We start from the raw sequence: 17,086 nt of genomic DNA on the forward strand, positions 1-17,086 counted from the left end.
GCCCGGACAGTCGACTGTGACCGCCCGGGCTAGCCTTTTACTTCGATTGGACGGATTCAATCAGCCGGTACAGAACAGCAGAAGCCTCTGCACGGGTAGCCGCTTTATTCGGGTAAAAGAATCCGCTTGCTTGCCCCGTTACGAGACCGGCATCAAGCGCCTGCGTCATCCCTGTCACAGCCCATGCCGCAATATCGGCACGGTCTTTGAACGCCTCAAGCTTCTGCGCGCCTTGACCGGCTGCCGGAGTGTGCCCCATAAAGGAGAGGGCACGCGCCAGCGAAGCCGCCATTTCCTGTCTCGTTACATTCGCTTCAGGTTCAAATTTACCGCCCGGCAGGCCTTGCATAAGACCAGCCGCTGCTGCAGCCGTGATTGGCCCTCCATACCAGTTCTCCGCCGATACGTCACTGAAACCAGCCGATTGTTCAGTTTGGTTTGGCACAAGACCAAGCGCTCGTGTCAGCATCGCCGCCCATTCCGCCCGAGTAACCTGACGTTCAGGTGCAAATCGGCCTTCCAGCACCCCGTTCAATATGAAGCGGGACGACAAGGACTGGATTTCTTTCTCCGCCCAATGTCCTTTCGTATCTGCAAAGCTTTTATTAGCTGCCGCAACTGCATATACACTGTTATGGTTCGTACGAATAACGGCTTGCAGTTGCCCGTCTCCTCCTGTATTAAACACGGTTAGAACCGGATGCAGCCCGCCATCTTCATCAACCATAACTCCTGTTGCCGATGCCAGCTTCCCGATTGCTCCAAGCGGCAGCGTACGTACAGGGAAATAGGAACCGAAGCTCGTCACTTCCTGCCAAGCATTCCCTGCGCCGATCCATACGGTAAACGCAACCGGCTGGCCGAGTAATTGCCCGCCTTGCTTCTGAATCGCCGCTTCCTTCGCGAGCTTTTCTTCACCCTCCAGGCTGCGGATAGCGATACGAAGCTGATCTTCGGCACCGCTTTTGCTCAGCTGAGAGGCTACTGCTAACAAAGGCAGCTCATAGGAGCCAAATTGGCTCACAACGTTGATACTAAGCTTATCGTTCTTCTCCGCCAGGGTATGCAGCACTGATGCTGGCAATGACACCTGAACGTTGCGCTGACCCTTCGCTGCTTCCCTGACGTCAATCTGAATGACTTGTACGCCGTCTCCTTGTACTGCCTTTTCAATCAGCGAAGCTTCGATACCAAAGACAGACGCTTGGCGATTGTCCGCGCCTTGTTCCTGCTTAGGCTGCAAGCCGGAGATTACCGACGTGCTTCCTTCCCTCGTTACGGTCGGTCCAGTCACGACTGTCCCGCCACCGCTGGAACCGCCGGAACCATCAGAGCCGCCCGGCTCAGTAGGAGTCGTTCCGTTTGATGGGTAACTGTAAATTTCAAAATCATCGATAGCTGCCCAGTTGCCCGCTTTTGCATCGGAGAATACCCCGATCTCCATCTTGCCTTCCGTTACCGCAATCTGGTCAATGGCGAATAACGTCCAAGTACCGCCGCTAGCACTGCGCAAATCTCTCGTCCGTAGGTCGCCGCCGTAATTTTTCACTTCCAGCTGGAATGTGTTCTGACCGCCTCCGGTCCGCACCCATACCTGAACTTTATAATTGCCGTTTGGTACTTCAAGCGTCCGGAACGTAGATTGCTTATAGGCCGATCCGCCCCAGTGCGTCAATTTGTATTGACCGCGCGGAGAATCGCTGTCTACGAAAGCAGCCAAAGCTTGATCTTCGGGATGCCATTCCTGCCATGGTTCAAGCGTTCCCGCTTCAAAGTCAAGGTTCGGGAACGGCACAAGCACACCTGCCGCCGTAGGTGTTGCCGATACCGCCTCGCTTCTTGCCGATTCGTTGCCGGCTTGGTCAACTGCCGTTACCGAAAATTCATAGCGCTGACCAGCTTTGAGGCCGGTAACCGCATAACGTGACTCCGTCGCAGGATCTACCGAAGCTCGCTTCACGCCATTGACGTAAACATTGTATTTCAGGAAGTCGCTTTCCGTATTCGCTTCCCAGACCAGCATAACCCGTTCCACGCCAGGCTCAGCAGTCAGGCCAACCGGCGCTGCTGGAGCTGTCGTATCAGAGCCCGGCTCTGTCGTTGCCGTCGCCGAAGCGGAAGCGGCCGACTCGCCATCTGCATTATAGGCCGTTATCCGGTAGGAGTAGGAAGTGCTGCCCCGTAAGCCTTGATCGGTATACGTACCTGCTGAGCCCGATACTACGCTAACGAGACGATAGTCTGCGTAGACCGAATCCGCTACCGAATCTGAATCGATGCCGGAGCGGAATATTTTATAGCCGACAGCTCCTTCAACGGCACTCCAGTCCAGCTTGATATTGTGACCGTCCTGCAGCGTTGCAGCAACGTTCTGCGGTGTTTCCGGCGCTCCAGCCCCCTGCGCTGTTGCAGGTGCCTTTGTCGTAATGCGCATCAGCTCCACATCGTCGAAAGCCGCCCATTCATTGGCTGCATTGTTGGAATGAATGCCGATCTCCAATTGCCCGTTGGTCACTGGGATAGCCGGGATGATGATCTGCGTCCATTCCCCTACATAACCCGTCGTTCCCGCCGATACGCTGAGATCAGGTCCGCCGTAGTTTTTAGCTTCTAGGCTGACATTCGTACTGCCGCCCTTTTGATACCATACGGAAGCCTTGTACATACCGTTTGGCACTTTAACCGTGCGATAAGTCGTTTGCTGATAAGCCTCATTGGAGTAATGCGTCAGCTTGTAGTTGCCTGTACGCGGCTTTTCACCGTCAGCCTTTTGTGCCGATGGCTGTCCTTCCGGGCTCCAGCTGCTCCAGCCTGCCAGACCTGCTTCCTCAAAGCCTCCGCCGATGCTCAAGTAGTTGTTACCGTCCTGTGCAAAATCAGAAGAGAACTGGAACCAGTTCAAACGCACATTGCCAGTGAATACGGCATACAGCTTATGCGTTCCGGCGATGCCGTCTACTTGAACGGTTTTGGTCTTCCACGATTGAAGACCTCCTGTGTCCGAGAGATCGACTCCGCCTGCATAAGCGCCTGACGGGCTATCCAGTCTGAATTCAATTCTTCCGTCACCTTGAGCTGCCGCCCTTACACGCAAGCTTGCCGTACCGTTAACAAACTCCATTTGGTCAAAAACGATATAACCGCCATCGCTAGTCGGAGCTGCATATTGGCCTCCGCCATCATCCGCAGCAATCCCTTTGACGATTTGGCTCCATTGGTTGAACTCTTCGGCTTCCGTTCTGGAATACGGGCTTATTGCCCCGTCACCAGATTGCTCGCCATTCCAAACGAAGGTCGCTACCGCTCCTGCAGGGAGCGTGTAGGTAAAGCTTTGAGTCCCCCATCTTGCCTTAAAGATTTTGGACTGCTTGGCTGAGTTGAGTACCAGCAGTGCCTTAGAGCCGTCCGGGTTACGATACGCCACATTCTCAATGCTTCCGGCGCCATACGTATTCGATTTGATCCGAACTGCACCTGGCAGCACGAACCGGCTTGCCTGTCCGTATGCATAATACTCTTCATTGTATTTTACAGAGTCTGTCCCCTCGTCAATCGTGACGATACCGCGGCAGTCCGCGCAGCCGCCTACTCTTGGACCGTGCTCTTTATTAAGGGCGATGTTCCATTTCAACGACGTTTTAGCCCAGTTTCGGGTAGCTCCAATAATTAAATTTTGTACATCCCATGCCACATTGGAGCCGAAATCCGGCGCAAACTCACCGCCCGAGCTTTCCGTGAAATAGATGTCTTTATCGGGATGAAGATCATGCACCTGCGCCTGATTTTCCACCTTGCCTGCGTAGCCATGGAACGCCGAGCCGGCGATGTACTTTTTCGCCTCCGGGTCATTTAAGATTTCGATGGGGTAATCGGGTTCGTCCCAGTTATGGTCCCAGACCAGAATCTTCGTCGTGATGCCCGCTGCTTCAAATGCCGGTCCGAGATGCTTCACAAGCTCCGCCTGATCCTCAGGCTCCATCCGCATGCCGGGATAGTTGGAAGCCTCATGATGCGGCTCATTCTGAAGCGTAATGGCATCAATCGGAATGCCCTCTGCCTCATAAGCCTGAATGAACTTCACAAAGTAGTCCGCATATACGCCATAATATTCCGGCTTCAGCTTGCCCATGATCAAGGAACCGTTGTCCTTCATCCAGGCCGGTGCACTCCATGGCGAACCCATGATTTTGAGCTGCGGGTTGATCGCCAGCGCTTCCTTCAGAACCGGAATAATGTATGCGCTATCATGTTCAATCGAAAAACGCTCCAGCTCTGGGTCCGTCTCTCCAGCCGGAATATCATTGTACGTATAAATGCTTCTGGCAAAATCGCTGGCTCCCATCGGCAGCCGGACATAGCTCATGCCAATTCCGTCGTCAGTCCGTCCAAAAAGCTTGTTCATCAATTCGCTTCTAGGCCCTTCATCCATTCCATGAATGAGCCAGGCTGAGGAGTCGGTCAGCGAGCCTCCGAATCCATCTATGCTCTGATAGGTTGTCCGCTCATCGACAGTTACAGTGATCGGCTCCGCTTCACGGCCGCTGTCGACCCCAAAAGCGACATCCGGCTGCTGCGTCAACAAATTGGTTTTATCGCCGGTCGTCATCCATACGCTGACAGGCGTTTCCCCCGCCGCTGAAACTCTCGGAGCGGCTGCTCCGCCAAAACCGGTGAACAACAAGCCTAAAACCAACGTGTTGACCGTGAATTTTTGCAGTTTTCCTGCTTTCATGACTGTGTGTACCCCTCTCCATTAATCGAATCTAACAACTGTTATTGCAGGTATCCGTTTCTTCATGCGCACCTCCGTCAGGCAGGCGTATATCCGATGTCTTCTCTCGCAGATTTGTCTGAGTGGATAATATCACCTTTTGAAATCGATTTCAATAATTATTTGAAAACGCTTTATTGTTAAGACCATTAATAAAGTTAGTATAATAAAGGGAATTCGGCGTTATTCCTGCTTGATTAGAATATATTCATTTTTGAAATCGATTTCTAAAATGAACGTATGAAGTCCGCGAGGTTGCCCACCGACATGCGACAGAGCCCTGCGTGCCGCGACGATAACGGCGCTGGGAGATGCGTGTTTGTCTCTGACTTGCAGCCGTTACTAGCGTTACTAGCTTTGCTTGAGCTGCCTGGCCGATTAAGACAAGTGGAGCATCCGCAGCGAAGCTGCTTCGCTAAATAGCGAAGCGAAGTTCGCTGCGCAGCGGTTCACCATCAATGGGAAAAGCTACAGCGAATCTAACTTCGCTAGTGGTGAACCTAGGTTCTCGAATAGCGAAAATTGGTTCGCTAAACTGAGAATATAGAGCTTTCCCCTTCAAATAGCGAACTTAGTTTCGTTAAATTGCGAACATGCTTCGTTCACTTTTTTTCAGCAAGTAGAACGAAAAAAACTAAAAAATTCACACAAGAGCTCACCCTGCTGAACCTGTTTGAGATGGTTGTGACAGTTTACAACGAAACATAGTTCGCTAATAACTATTCATTCTTGAGCTGTCTGGCCGCTTGAGACGAATGTGAGAGCCCGCAGCGAAGCTGCTTCGTTAAATAGCGAAGCGAAGTTCGCTGCGCAACTATTCGCCATCAATGGGGAGAGCTACAGCGAATCTAGCTTCGCTAGTGGTGAACCTAGGTTCACGAATAGCGAAGCTAGGTTCGCTGCAGAGAGAATATGGCGTTTTCCCCGTCAAACAGCGAACTTAGCTTCGTTAATTTGCGAACCAGCTTCGTTCGAACCCTCACTGTACATTAAGCGAAGCAGCTTCGTTCGAACCCTAACTGTACATTAAGCGAAGCAGCTTCGCTCTCGCGCACCAAGCGCGCAGTACCTTAAGCACTCCCCATACAGCCGAAGCACTAGCGACGATAGAGCATTGGAGCAATGAGGTACTACAACTACATCAACAGCTCTGCAAGCTCCGCATAGCTCTTAACCGTGTGATGCGGCTGATGCTCCGACTCCGGCTCCACCCCGCGGTGGTTGAACCAAATGACCGTCCAGCCAGCCTCCACCGCCCCTATCACATCATTGCGCCAAGAATCGCCGATGTAGAAGCTGTTCGCAGGCAGCGCGCCTGTGACCTCATTGACATGGGCAAAAATCCGTCTATCCGGCTTGTCCCATCCGACAACTCCTGATACAAACTGATAGGCAGGCGGGATCAGCCCATCCAGCTCCATCGCCCGGATTTTATTCATTTGATGCTCGCCCGTCCCGTTCGTAATGAGTCCTACCACATGACCTGCACGGACCAGCCTCTCAATCAGCTCACGAGCGCCTGCGAACATCTCGATCTCATACTGGCAACCAATGTAGGCCGCCTGCATCTCCGCCGCCTGATCCAAGCTAAGCTCGATGCCAAACTCCGCAAGCGCCAGCTGAAACCGGCTCCGCCGCATCTCTTCCATCGCATTCCCCGTACCCATTGCACCCGCTCCGCCAAGCTCCAGCGACAGCAAATCGCTGTAATAGCGCATCCGATGATAAGCCGCCTCATACGGGAAAGCCTCCATCACTCCAGCAACAGCCTCAACCGCTTTGCGGAAAGGCGTTAAATGATCGTATAACGTATCATCCACGTCGAAAAAATAACCAAGCTGTCTCTCATCCATCCGCTCCAACACTCCTGCATTCTCTATTTGTCTTCCATTCTACCATCCTGTCCCAAACAAAATAACCCTGGCTGCATTCACGCGCTAAAATACACGTAAGTGAATGCAGTCAGGGTTTAGCGAAACCATTTGCATGAAAGGAAAGGAATGAACCGGCTAGTATTCGTCTTGTTTTCTAGCCTCTTGAAGCGCATTCTCGTTATGGTGAAGCTTCTTCAGCATCGATTGATAGACATTGCTCTCATACACACTAAGTCCCTGCCTGTTATCCTTTAGGATCATCCAGTCGATGTTGCGCTTCAGGATCTCGCTTCTGCGTCCCAACACGTCTTTGTAAGTCATATAACTCATGTCTATTCACCATCCTTTTTCATTCCCTATCTATTATATCGGAGATGAAAAAACATGGAAAACCGCATAACGGCGCGAGATTTCTGATAATTCGCACGATAACAGGAGTATAGCACCTGAGGAGGAAAAATTCGGAGAGATACACCCGGATGCTCCCCGATACGCCTCGATATTGCTAAACCATAACTTACATCCCCCGGTAACTCTCCGGCGTTACGCCTGCGAACTTCATAAATACCCGATAAAATTGACTGGGACTGGAAAAGCCAACGTTATAGCTAATATCCGTCACCGTATGCTCGCTCACACGCAGCTGCCTTTTCGCCTCTTCGACCCGCAGCTGCAGCACGTATTGATAAGGAGTTACGCCTACCGCCAGCTTAAAGGAGCGGATAAAATGATACCGGCTTTGCAGCGCGATAGCAGCAAGCTGGTCAATATCCAACTGCTCGGTATAGTGCGCGCGAATATAATCCAGCACCTGCAGCGCGTTCCGGTCGGACAGCCGTTCAGCTAGTACAACCGGCTCCCCGCGGCGATGGCTGCCAGCCGTCAGCACGCCCTGAAGGTCCTCAAGGGCTAACGACTGCGTCTCCTGCACGGCAAGCGGGTCCATATGCTCCAGTGCTAGTATATTCGAGGCCCAGCGATGAAAATAGCCCAGCATATCCGCTGGATCAAACGGTCTTATTTTCGCAGGGGTATTCTCGAATGCCCGTCCGATCCGTTCATCCTTCGCGATGACGATAATGATGCTGGAATCGCTCCCCATATGAAAGGAATGGCGGTCTGCGGGACTAAGAATCAATCCTTCTCCCGTGCCGAGCGCCATATCCCGGTTCTCGTAATTGAAGTCGCAGCTCCCTTTGATCGGCACCGTAATCTGGTACTGACTGTCGTGGGAATGCGGTTTATTGTTAAATTCATTCTCTATTTTATGCAGCTCTAATTCCGGCAAAATAATTTGCATCTGCATTTGCATGGCGCTCACCCTGGCGTAATTATAGCAAATATTGCGCGAATAGAAAGCAATTTTCGCGTCGCTAACCCTTCCAATATCGGCTAAGATAAATTTTAAATCTACAAGATAGGAAGTTGATACGCATGTCGCAAGCCGCAATGGCCGGAAAGGCCAATCAGACCGCGATGACGATCCTGCTCGGCGTCAGCGCGGCGCATCTGCTGAATGATGCGATGCAGTCCGTCGTACCTGCTGTTTTTCCCATTTTCCAGCAGCAGCTGCAATTAAGCTTTGTCCAGATTGGATGGGTGGCGTTCACGCTGAACATTACCGCCTCCATTCTTCAGCCGCTTATCGGCCTCTATACGGACCGCAAGCCGCTTCCGATTCTGCTTCCCCTCGGCATGGTGTTTACACTGCTGGGAATGGTCGGACTCGCACTCGCTCCGTCTTATGCCATCCTGCTATTGGCAGCCGCATTAATCGGGGTAGGCTCCTCCGTGCTTCATCCTGAATCCTCGCGTGTCGCCCATCTGGCCGCAGGCAAGGGCAAAGGATTCGCCCAGTCCGTCTTTCAAGTGGGAGGCAATGCCGGTCAGGCACTCGCTCCGCTGATGGTTGCCTTCATAATCAGTCCAAGAGGGCAGCTAGGCTTCCTGTGGTTCACCCTGCTGGCCGTCGCCGGCATTCTGATACAATACCGGATCAGTAAATGGTATCGCGAGCAATACCGGGTCGCTGCCGCTGCCAAAAAAGCAGCCAAGGTATCCTCCGCTCCTGCCGCCAAACGCTTCAGCAAACCGTTTATCGGCTTCGTGCTGGGCATTCTGATCCTGATGCTGTTCTCCAAATTCGTTTATTTGGCCAGCATGACCGGCTATTATGCCTTTTACTATATGGAAAGCTATAACTTGCCGCTTGATCGCGCTCAAATTGTACTGTTCGCTCTGCAATTCGCTGGAATGGTCGGAACCTTCCTGGGCGGACCGCTGGCAGACCGGTTTGGCAGACAAAAAATTATCTGGTTTTCCATTCTCGGCACAGCACCATTCTCCCTGCTGCTGCCTTACGCTGGCCCTACAGGCGCAATCTTCCTGTGTATCGCCATCGGCCTGATTCTCATGTCGGGCTTCTCGGTCATCATCGTCTATGCGCAAGAGCTGCTGCCTGGGCATGTCGGTACGATTGCCGGATTGTTCTTCGGACTTTCCTTCGGTCTCGCCGGACTTGGCTCCGTTGTAATGGGCTGGCTTATGGATACGCATAGCGTAGGTTTAATGGTCAAGGTTTGTGCTTTCCTGCCCCTGCTTGGCCTGTTCGCGCTCTTCCTTCCGAAGGACTCGAAAATTATGGGACAGCAAGTCTAACGTTTGCTTGATTTAGAGAGCTATGCTACACTGTATTCAATTCACGAATCGAACGGAGGGTTACATGTGATTGATTTTATCCGAGTTAGAACTTTGCGCGGCTAATTAGCCATGAATAGCGACAAAGCTCTGCCTGTGGCAGAGGACTCCGGATAAGTCTGTCTACATGTTGACGTAACCCACTGACTTAACTAATAGTTAAGTCTATGCAACCCACGCTGGGAAACGGACTGCGGTTTGCCCGTAATGTCCGTCCCTTCAGCTTTGGGGCATGCTGCTCCTTTTTTTCACAGGCTGCAGTGAATGGCGTCGATTGGACTTTTTTCGCTGGTATCCTCTCGCCAACACTGTGTACACAGGCAGATTTTAAGTGCCTGTGTTTTTTTGTGTTTTTATTACGTGTTTGGAGGATGATAGATCTATGATGGAAAACCAAACCTTGCTGCAGCAGCAGCAAAAAGCGATTATTGTCGGCGTTCAACTGCAAGGGCAAACGGACTTTGCCTATTCCATGCAGGAACTGCGCAACTTAGCGTCAGCCTGCTTTATTGAGGTTGTTGATGAGCTAAGCCAGAAGGCCAGCCGCATCAACCCTTCCCACTATATTGGCACCGGAAAAATCGATGAGCTTCGTGCGCTTCTGCACGGACATGAGGCGGATGTCGTCATCTTCAACGACGAGCTGTCGCCTTCGCAAATCCGCAATCTGGAATCCGAGCTTGAATGTACTGTCATCGACCGGACGATTCTCATTTTGGATATTTTCGCAGAACGCGCCAAAACAAGAGAAGCCCAGCTCCAGGTTGAGGTCGCGCGGCTTCAATATATGCTGCCGCGGCTCGTTGGCCTTCGCGCCTCACTCGGACGGCAAGGCGGCGGCTCCGGCCTTAAGAACAGAGGCGCGGGCGAAACGAAGCTTGAGCTGGACCGCCGCAGAATTGAAGAGCGGATTACAGCGCTGCAAGCCGAGCTTGAGAAGCTCGTTGCAAGACGCCAAATTCAGCGGAAGCAGCGGAAGAAGAATGAAGTGCCTGTCGTCTGTCTCGTTGGCTACACGAATACAGGTAAATCCAGCATGATGAACGCGCTCATCGAGAAATTTCATCCGGAGAGCGACAAGTTTGTTTTTGCCCAAGATATGCTGTTCGCCACACTGGAGACGTCTGTACGAAGCATTGAGCTGCCTGATAACAAAAGCTTCCTGCTTACCGATACCGTCGGCTTCGTCAGCCAATTGCCTCACCATCTCGTCAAAGCGTTCCGCTCTACACTCGAGGAAGTAACCGAGGCGGACCTGCTCGTTCATGTCGTAGATTACGCGCATGAGGATTACGAGCAGTTGATCACTGTCACCAATGACACGCTGAAAAGCTTAGGTGCACTCGATATCCCGATGATTTATGCCTATAACAAATGTGATCTGACGGATCATCCGTTCCCGGAAACCGTCGACGGAAACATCTATCTCTCCGTCCGGCAAGGTGCGGGACTTGATGAGCTGATTGAATTGGTTCGCGGCCAAATCTTCAACGATTATGTGCAATGCGAGCTGCTGATCCCGTTCAGCCAAGGCCGGCTCGTCGCTTATTTCAACGAACATGGGCATGTGAAATCGACGGACTATGAGGAAGAAGGAACCCGGCTCGTCATGGAATGCCGGAGAAGCGATTTCGAGCGCTACAAGGATGAAGTAACTGTCATTCAATCTTCCTAGGTTAAAATGACCTATTAAAAAAGGCGCGTCCCTGCAGCCGCTGACCCTCATTCATAATAGAGGGATCAGGCCCGCAGGACGTGCCTTTTTCTTGTTGCCAGCGGAAGAGCCATTCGGCATTAACGCGCATAATGCAAAATAGCGATAGCAGCCCGCTCCCGCCGCTCCGTATCCTCACAGTGCAGCGCGGCTTTCAATATATCCAGCGCCGCTTGGATCGTAGCAGCATCTACAATAGGGGCTTCTTCCAAGGGTAAAATTCCGCTGCCGCACTCCGCAGTTCCAGCAGTTCCAGCTCCTGAAAGCCAGCGCTCCAGCGTGCTTTTATCCACTGGTCGATCCAGCCAGGCGATGGCCCGTTCCTCATGCAGCATACGCTGCAGTTCGGGCACAGACAGCTCCTCGGAACGCACAGTCTTCAGCCACGTCACACCTCGCCTGTGGCAGGTGCCGTCTTCCGGCGTATCGGCATTCTCCACATAGTAGTAGTCGCCGAGATCACCGACATGAATCTCTTCCCCATCCTTGACGAGCACATAATCGCCATCCGCCATTCCATAGGCGAACATGCTAATCTCCTGCATTCGGTCAGCCAGCTCTTGCCCCTCGAGGCGGTACACTTTGACCAGCGAAGCCATCGCCTCATCCGGCTCCATTCGCTCCAGATCGCCAATACCCGGCCAGCCAATGCAAATATAATGATCCTCAAGAAAGGCCGACATTCTGCCAGCCTTAATTAAATCCGTCTTTAAGGCAAACAGCTGCATGTTCTGCACTCCTTCTCGATTTTTACAGTGCTTTCAGATTCATTGAACACAAGTTACCACTTGATCCGGCGCAGCAGCTCCAGCATTTCCGTTCGTTCATCCGACCCGATCTTCCAGCCCTCTAACTCGGAGCGAATGCGCTCCATGCTCGTGTAGCCTTTCGCCAAGCCATTAAGCCGGGCGGCAAGCGTCGAGCCGAACAATTCCTGCTTGTCTGAATATAGAGCTGACAACTTCTCCATCGCATCAGGATACCGCTGCAAATAATACTTCTGATGTCTGTCCTCCGCCGGGTAAAACTCGGCATAGCGCATAATTCGCGTCTCCGGCGGTTCGTATCCCCGATTAACCCGGCTCTGAATAACATGACGAATGACTTCCTCTTGCTCTGCATCGTGGTAGAACAACAGCGACATATACTGCGTTCCTTTATAGCCGTTTATATTAATGGGGTTATGATTTTGCCAGAACAGCTCGGCCAGCTGCTGGAAAGAAATCTGTGTTGAATCATATTGCAGCTGGACCGTTTCCGAATGATTGCCCATTTCCCTGTAAGTCGGGTCAGGCGTAGTCCCTCCGGCATAGCCGGTTACGGTACGAATGACTCCGGGAAGGTGGCCGAACAAGGCTTCTGGACTCCAAAAACAGCCCATGACTAACGTTGCTGTCCGTACTACCGCATCATCCATTTGGCTGCTCTTCCTCCTTAAGAAGGCTGTACAGGTAATCGACAGAACGCATCGCATATTCAAACCGAACGGGCTCGCCGTTTTTGACCAGCACAAGACAAGGAACGCTTTTAATGCGCCATGCCTCGCGCAGCTTGGGCGAGTAGTTCATATTCATTTTATAAAGTGTTGCTGGCACTCCAGCTGTATCAGCGATTTCGAGCATTCGCTCGGCTACTTTGCATGTTCCGCAAAACGGTGTCGAGAAAAGAATTGCATCCGTTCCTGAACCAATTCGATTCATGCGGAGCCAATCGTCTTCTGTAATGGGTTGAATGGCCATATCGGGATTCCTTTCGCTTGCTCTCGTGTTGTTGCCTCTCCTCTTAGTATAAGCGGAGCGGCCGAGCGGCGCTAGCCCGCCGATACAGGGAAGCCGAAGGAGAACTGTGCGCCGCCCTCTCGGCGGTTGTCTGCTGTAATCCGTCCTCCGCAGCGCTCCACGATCGCTCTGGCGATTGCCAGGCCCAATCCGGATTCGCCGTCTTTTCCTTTAACGAACCGGTGGAATAAATACGGCAGCAGCTCCTCCGGTATGCCTTTGCCGTCATCACTTACTGTTAGTTGGATCTGACCTTTTTCCACATTAGCTTGGATATAGATGTTCCGTTCGGCATGGCGAATAGCATTCGAAATAACGTTAAGCAGTGCTTGCAGCAACTTGTCGCGATCGGCTGTCACACTGATTTGGTCCAATACCTCGTATGACGCATGAAGCTGGATGCCTTTTTTCACCAGCTGCGGATTCATTCTCTCCGTCGTTTCCTGAATAAGCTCATTCAAGTTGACCGGAGCAGCTTTATAAATATCCTCCTCACTGTCGAGTTTAGCCAGCAGTGTCATCTCAGTCACAATATTTCGCAACCGTCCGCTCTCGCTCAAAATAATGTCCAGCCCCTTGCGTACACTGTCTCCCTCAAAGATGCCGTCCCGAATGCCTTCCGCATAGCCTGCAATCGACATTAACGGAGATTTCAGCTCATGGGATGCGTTCTGAAAAAATTGCTTTTGCGCACTGTTGAACCGGTCGAGCTCTCCTGCCATGTCATACACGGTCTGGGCGACTGAACCGATCTCACCGCCCGCTTTCACAAGCTTCACTTTGGAAAACTGCCGCCCCTTCACCTTCTGGAGCTCCTCCTTCAGCCGCATTAGCGGCTTGATCAGCTTTCTCGTAATGAGGAGGCTGAATAGCAGCATAAGCAGTCCCCCTATACCAAAAAGCAAGCAGCAGACGAACCAGCAGCGCCTGCTCGATCTCCTTGATTTTACTGACTGGCGTCAACAACGTCAGCTTACCCTGCGGCAGAGTGCTGACCTCCACTAAATAACGACCGTCCGCGCCGGACCATAAATCCTTTAACCCTACGCCAGCCACAGGCTCTCCCTTTACCGATGTCCCGGCTGCTCCGGTGAAAGGAACACTAATGGCTGCCATGCCGGATATTAAGGGATTTGCCGACGTTGTCTCTTCCAATACCGACCCGCTAGGCACAATATTGCCGTTATCATCACTGATGATCGCCTCTATATTCGCATAGGCAGGTGATAATTGCTGAATGCTGACGGGTAAAGCCTCGCTTACGTTCAGCGTTGGAGACTGACCCTCTTGCAAATTAGCTGATAGAAAGCTGCCCATCGTTCTCATATCTTGCTTCTGCGTTCCGATAAAATGATCCAGCAATACATAATGAATCAATACAGCTGTAACCGATAAGACGAGCACAAGCGCCACGCCGAAAGCAATATTAATTTGATGGACTAATTTCATTCGTCTGCACGCTCCCTTCCGTTCTCATACGATAGCCATGTCCCCATACAGATTCGATGGGCAGCTGCTCCATTTTTTTGCGTACGCGTTTAATTAGATGATCGACTGCCCGGTCGCTGCCGAAATAATCATCACCCCATATCAGTGTCAACAGCTCCGACCTGGTGAACGCACGGTTGGGATAATCGGCAAATACTTTTAACAACGCAAATTCCTTGCTCGTCATATCCACCTCTTCGCCGTGCCAGAATGCACGCCGCTCATCAAGTATGAGCTGCAGCTCGCCGCGTTCAATACGCTCGGCAGGAAGCGTTGCAGGCGATACGCTGCTCTCATCTGCATTCCGGTATTTATACCAGCGCTGCAGCTGCCGCTTAATACGGGCGACGAGCTCTCTAGGACTGAATGGCTTTACCATGTAATCGTCGCTGCCGAGCTCCAGCCCTAATATTTTATCCACTTCATTATCTTTCGCGGAAATCATAATGATGGGCACGTCCCCCTCATTGCGAATGCGCCGGCAAAACTCATATCCGTCCATTCCGGGAAGCATGACATCCAGCACCCATAGATCGGGAGGGCTCGTCCGCCATAGCTCCCAAGCTTCTTCCGCGCTTTCCATGGCAATCGTCTCATAGCCTTCTTTAATTAAATAAACCTCTACCAAATGACGTATATGCTGATCATCGTCCACAATCGCGATGCGGTAATTGTTGTTAGGCACGCCGTATACCTCCTGTATATTGCTGCTCTAAGTATACCAAGGCGGCAGGCGGTATGGGGGCGTGCCATTGTTTTTCCACAAATCAACCAATGTTCTGCCATACCTGTCCGGTAAAGTAGTCCCTGTAAGACAAAACAAACCGCGAAGGAGTGTGTTCCTAATGAACCACAAAACGATTATTTCCCGAGTAGCCCTGTCCGCCCTGATCATGTCCAGCATCGCTGGCGCAGCTATTGCCAATGCCGCCACCGGTAATGACAAGCCTGTTAACGTTACTGGCAGCTATGTCGCTTCGCAAGACATAAAGTTTGATTCCACAAAAACACTGTCCGTTGTAAACAGCTTCACTAACCCGCTTGAACTTGCGAAAAAATATGCGCCAGAAACCGAAAACGACTGGAAATCCATTCTGGCTGCTTACGACAAAGCAATCAGCAAACGTTTCGCCAATGTTCCAACAGGAGTTGCAACTCCCGTTGAGGGCGCTGACGTCAGTCTTCAAGTTGCAGAGGCCGTAGATATTAAAGATATTGATTTCTCCCAAGTCAAAGTTCTCGACGCCAAGGACCTGAAAGCTGTAGGCGATATTAAGCTGGCAGGTGAAGTTGCCGTTACGACAGCCGCTGCCGATGGCAAAGCCGGCATTGGCAAATTTATTGAAGGTGAAGCCATTGATGCTGATAAGCTGGCTGAACTCTCCAAAGACGGAGCAATTGAGCTCGCTCCTGTCGGTCCTTCTCTTGAAGCAAGTGATTCCGATATGTCCTTCATCCGTGCAGAAATCGCGCTGGCTAAAGCCGTTGAAAGCAAAGATGAAGCGGTAATTAAAGAATCGCTCGCGAAGCTGTATGAGCAATACAAACTGCAAATTGAGCAATGGGAGGCTACGGCTGAATAAGCTGCCAGGCTGATTATAAGCTCCGGAGTCCCCTTCTGCTTAGGGTGGGTTTGACCGCCGGCGTGCGACCGAGTACCGCATGCCGCGATGGCTCCGCGCGCGCCGGGAGGCGCGCGCGGAGCCCTCTTTAACGAACCTAATTCGTTAATTAGCGAAGTTAAGTTCGCTCTTAGATGGCCGCTCGATCTGGTTTATTCCGTTAGCGAACCAAATTTCGCTACTCACGAACTTAAGTTCACCAATAGCGAACTTAGATTCGCTGTAGACTCTCGAACCTACACGAGCCAGTCTACAGCGAATTTTGGTTCGCTATTTTGCGAACCTGCTTCGCTCGCAGGACTCTCTTGTAGGCAAGTCTGTAGTGAATCCGATTCTAGAATCTGCTTCACAAATTGATGCCCACCAACTGTTATGTACACGACTGCCCTGTATTAAGATGATTTTCATTCCGAACAGCAGCAGTTGTTCACGAGAACACTAACTAATATAGCTTGTTAATGCAGGGGACCGCGCCTTGGTTACTTGCGATGAGATAGCAGCTGTTTAAGAGTAAACTGATTTATGCTAAGTGGGAGTGCTAACGGTGTTTAGGTGTACTCATTGGCTTTAGCGCGTTAACTACATTTAGGCGCACACATAAGTTACTTTGGCGAGTCAGCTATTGTAGGCGGTGAAAAGTTACTATACCGCATTAACGAAGCTGCTTCGTTAATTAGCGAAGTCAGATTCGTTGTGACGCGAATAAGAGCGCCCTGTCGCTACCTTAGCGAACCAATATTCTCTATTCGTGAACGTAGGTTCACCAGTAGCGAAGCTGGATTCGCTGTAGACTCGCAAAGCCGTCGCTGGGCTACCTGTAGCGAAATTCGGTTCGCTATTTTGCGAACCCACTTCGCTCGGGGTTCCCCCAGCCTCCGCTGCACTGCCTATAGCGAATTTCGATTCGCTATTTTGCGAACCTGCTTCGCTCGGGGTTTCCGCAGCCCCCACTGCACTGCCTACAGCGAATGACGGTTCGCTATTTTGCGAACCTGCTTCGCTGGGGCTCCCACAGACATCGCTGCACTGCCTACAGCGAATGACGGTTCGCTATTACGAACCTGCTTCGCTGGGGCTCCCACATGACCCCGCTGCACTACCTACAGCGCCGCACTGAACTAGCGAGCCGCTGTCACTTCAGC

13 protein-coding genes are annotated in these 17,086 nt (G+C 51.7%); 3 read left to right on the forward strand and 10 right to left on the reverse strand.

Going from position 1 to position 17,086, the window contains the following annotated elements; genetic code table 11:
* Window positions 1–37 precede the first annotated feature (37 nt).
* The 4 genes from TY10_RS22300 to TY10_RS22315 all read right to left on the reverse strand — a co-directional run bounded on the left by TY10_RS22300 (window position 38) and on the right by TY10_RS22315 (window position 7,957).
* Window positions 38–4,732, reverse strand: a complete 4,695-nt coding sequence (locus TY10_RS22300; RefSeq protein ID WP_042168475.1) for an S-layer homology domain-containing protein — start codon at window positions 4,730–4,732, stop codon at window positions 38–40.
* A 1,175-nt stretch (window positions 4,733–5,907) separates the two neighbouring features.
* Window positions 5,908–6,624, reverse strand: a complete 717-nt coding sequence (locus TY10_RS22305) for an HAD family hydrolase (protein WP_042168477.1) — start codon at window positions 6,622–6,624, stop codon at window positions 5,908–5,910.
* 156 nt (window positions 6,625–6,780) lie between these two features.
* Entirely contained in the window at window positions 6,781–6,975 is a 195-nt protein-coding gene (locus tag TY10_RS22310) for a hypothetical protein (RefSeq protein ID WP_238327895.1), read from the reverse strand.
* A 187-nt stretch (window positions 6,976–7,162) separates the two neighbouring features.
* Window positions 7,163–7,957, reverse strand: a complete 795-nt coding sequence (locus TY10_RS22315; protein WP_155986022.1) for an AraC family transcriptional regulator — start codon at window positions 7,955–7,957, stop codon at window positions 7,163–7,165.
* A gap of 122 nt (window positions 7,958–8,079) precedes the next feature.
* Between TY10_RS22315 and TY10_RS22320 the strand changes: the two genes are divergently transcribed.
* Together TY10_RS22320 and hflX are read left to right on the forward strand one after the other, a co-directional pair.
* Entirely contained in the window at window positions 8,080–9,303 is a 1,224-nt protein-coding gene (locus TY10_RS22320) for an MFS transporter (RefSeq protein ID WP_042168479.1), read from the forward strand.
* Window positions 9,304–9,727: 424 nt separating this feature from the next.
* Window positions 9,728–11,017 carry a GTPase HflX gene (hflX, locus tag TY10_RS22325; RefSeq protein WP_420329424.1) on the forward strand — a complete coding sequence of 430 codons (1,290 nt, stop codon included), beginning with the start codon at window positions 9,728–9,730 and terminating at the stop codon, window positions 11,015–11,017.
* A gap of 119 nt (window positions 11,018–11,136) precedes the next feature.
* Here hflX and TY10_RS29145 read toward each other — a convergent pair whose 3' ends face one another.
* From TY10_RS29145 to TY10_RS22350, 6 genes are all read right to left on the reverse strand, one after another.
* Window positions 11,137–11,784, reverse strand: coding sequence for a hypothetical protein (locus tag TY10_RS29145; RefSeq protein WP_052350710.1), 648 nt, complete (start codon window positions 11,782–11,784; stop codon window positions 11,137–11,139).
* Between the two features lie 53 nt (window positions 11,785–11,837).
* Window positions 11,838–12,473, reverse strand: a complete 636-nt coding sequence (gene msrA, locus TY10_RS22335) for a peptide-methionine (S)-S-oxide reductase MsrA (protein WP_042168481.1) — start codon at window positions 12,471–12,473, stop codon at window positions 11,838–11,840.
* Window positions 12,466–12,795, reverse strand: a complete 330-nt coding sequence (locus tag TY10_RS22340; protein ID WP_052350711.1) for a thioredoxin family protein — start codon at window positions 12,793–12,795, stop codon at window positions 12,466–12,468. Before TY10_RS22340 ends, msrA begins: the two co-directional genes overlap by 8 nt.
* Before the next feature lie 71 nt (window positions 12,796–12,866).
* Window positions 12,867–13,664: a sensor histidine kinase gene (locus TY10_RS31820; protein WP_337588380.1), complete on the reverse strand. Its 798-nt coding sequence runs from the start codon at window positions 13,662–13,664 to the stop codon at window positions 12,867–12,869.
* On the reverse strand, window positions 13,588–14,283 hold the full coding sequence (locus TY10_RS31825; protein WP_238327897.1) for a hypothetical protein: 696 nt from the start codon (window positions 14,281–14,283) through the stop codon (window positions 13,588–13,590). The genes TY10_RS31820 and TY10_RS31825 overlap by 77 nt, the downstream gene beginning before the upstream one ends.
* A complete protein-coding gene (locus TY10_RS22350) occupies window positions 14,261–15,007 on the reverse strand; it encodes a response regulator transcription factor (RefSeq protein WP_042168483.1) in 747 nt (248 codons plus the stop codon). Before TY10_RS22350 ends, TY10_RS31825 begins: the two co-directional genes overlap by 23 nt.
* A 160-nt stretch (window positions 15,008–15,167) precedes the next feature.
* On the opposite strand from TY10_RS22350, the gene TY10_RS22355 reads away from it, so the two are divergent.
* Window positions 15,168–15,905: a hypothetical protein gene (locus TY10_RS22355; protein ID WP_042168485.1), complete on the forward strand. Its 738-nt coding sequence runs from the start codon at window positions 15,168–15,170 to the stop codon at window positions 15,903–15,905.
* The last annotated feature ends 1,181 nt before the right edge of the window (window positions 15,906–17,086 follow it).

It is taken from the genome of Paenibacillus gorillae (assembly GCF_000513275.1).
GTDB lineage: Bacteria > Bacillota > Bacilli > Paenibacillales > Paenibacillaceae > Pristimantibacillus > Pristimantibacillus gorillae.

What these genes read in the sequence shown, in the direction of transcription:
- msrA (WP_042168481.1), bottom strand. Translation starts at nt 12,473, where the DNA reads ATGGATGATGCGGTAGTACGGACAGCAACGTTAGTCATGGGCTGTTTT.
- TY10_RS29145 (WP_052350710.1), bottom strand. Translation starts at nt 11,784, where the DNA reads ATGCAGCTGTTTGCCTTAAAGACGGATTTAATTAAGGCTGGCAGAATG.
- TY10_RS22305 (WP_042168477.1), bottom strand. Translation starts at nt 6,624, where the DNA reads ATGGATGAGAGACAGCTTGGTTATTTTTTCGACGTGGATGATACGTTA.
- TY10_RS22355 (WP_042168485.1), top strand. Translation starts at nt 15,168, where the DNA reads ATGAACCACAAAACGATTATTTCCCGAGTAGCCCTGTCCGCCCTGATC.
- TY10_RS22310 (WP_238327895.1), bottom strand. Translation starts at nt 6,975, where the DNA reads ATGAGTTATATGACTTACAAAGACGTGTTGGGACGCAGAAGCGAGATC.
- TY10_RS31820 (WP_337588380.1), bottom strand. Translation starts at nt 13,664, where the DNA reads ATGCGGCTGAAGGAGGAGCTCCAGAAGGTGAAGGGGCGGCAGTTTTCC.
- TY10_RS22315 (WP_155986022.1), bottom strand. Translation starts at nt 7,957, where the DNA reads ATGCAAATGCAGATGCAAATTATTTTGCCGGAATTAGAGCTGCATAAA.
- TY10_RS22340 (WP_052350711.1), bottom strand. Translation starts at nt 12,795, where the DNA reads ATGGCCATTCAACCCATTACAGAAGACGATTGGCTCCGCATGAATCGA.
- TY10_RS22320 (WP_042168479.1), top strand. Translation starts at nt 8,080, where the DNA reads ATGTCGCAAGCCGCAATGGCCGGAAAGGCCAATCAGACCGCGATGACG.
- TY10_RS31825 (WP_238327897.1), bottom strand. Translation starts at nt 14,283, where the DNA reads ATGAAATTAGTCCATCAAATTAATATTGCTTTCGGCGTGGCGCTTGTG.
- hflX (WP_420329424.1), top strand. Translation starts at nt 9,728, where the DNA reads ATGGAAAACCAAACCTTGCTGCAGCAGCAGCAAAAAGCGATTATTGTC.
- TY10_RS22300 (WP_042168475.1), bottom strand. Translation starts at nt 4,732, where the DNA reads ATGAAAGCAGGAAAACTGCAAAAATTCACGGTCAACACGTTGGTTTTA.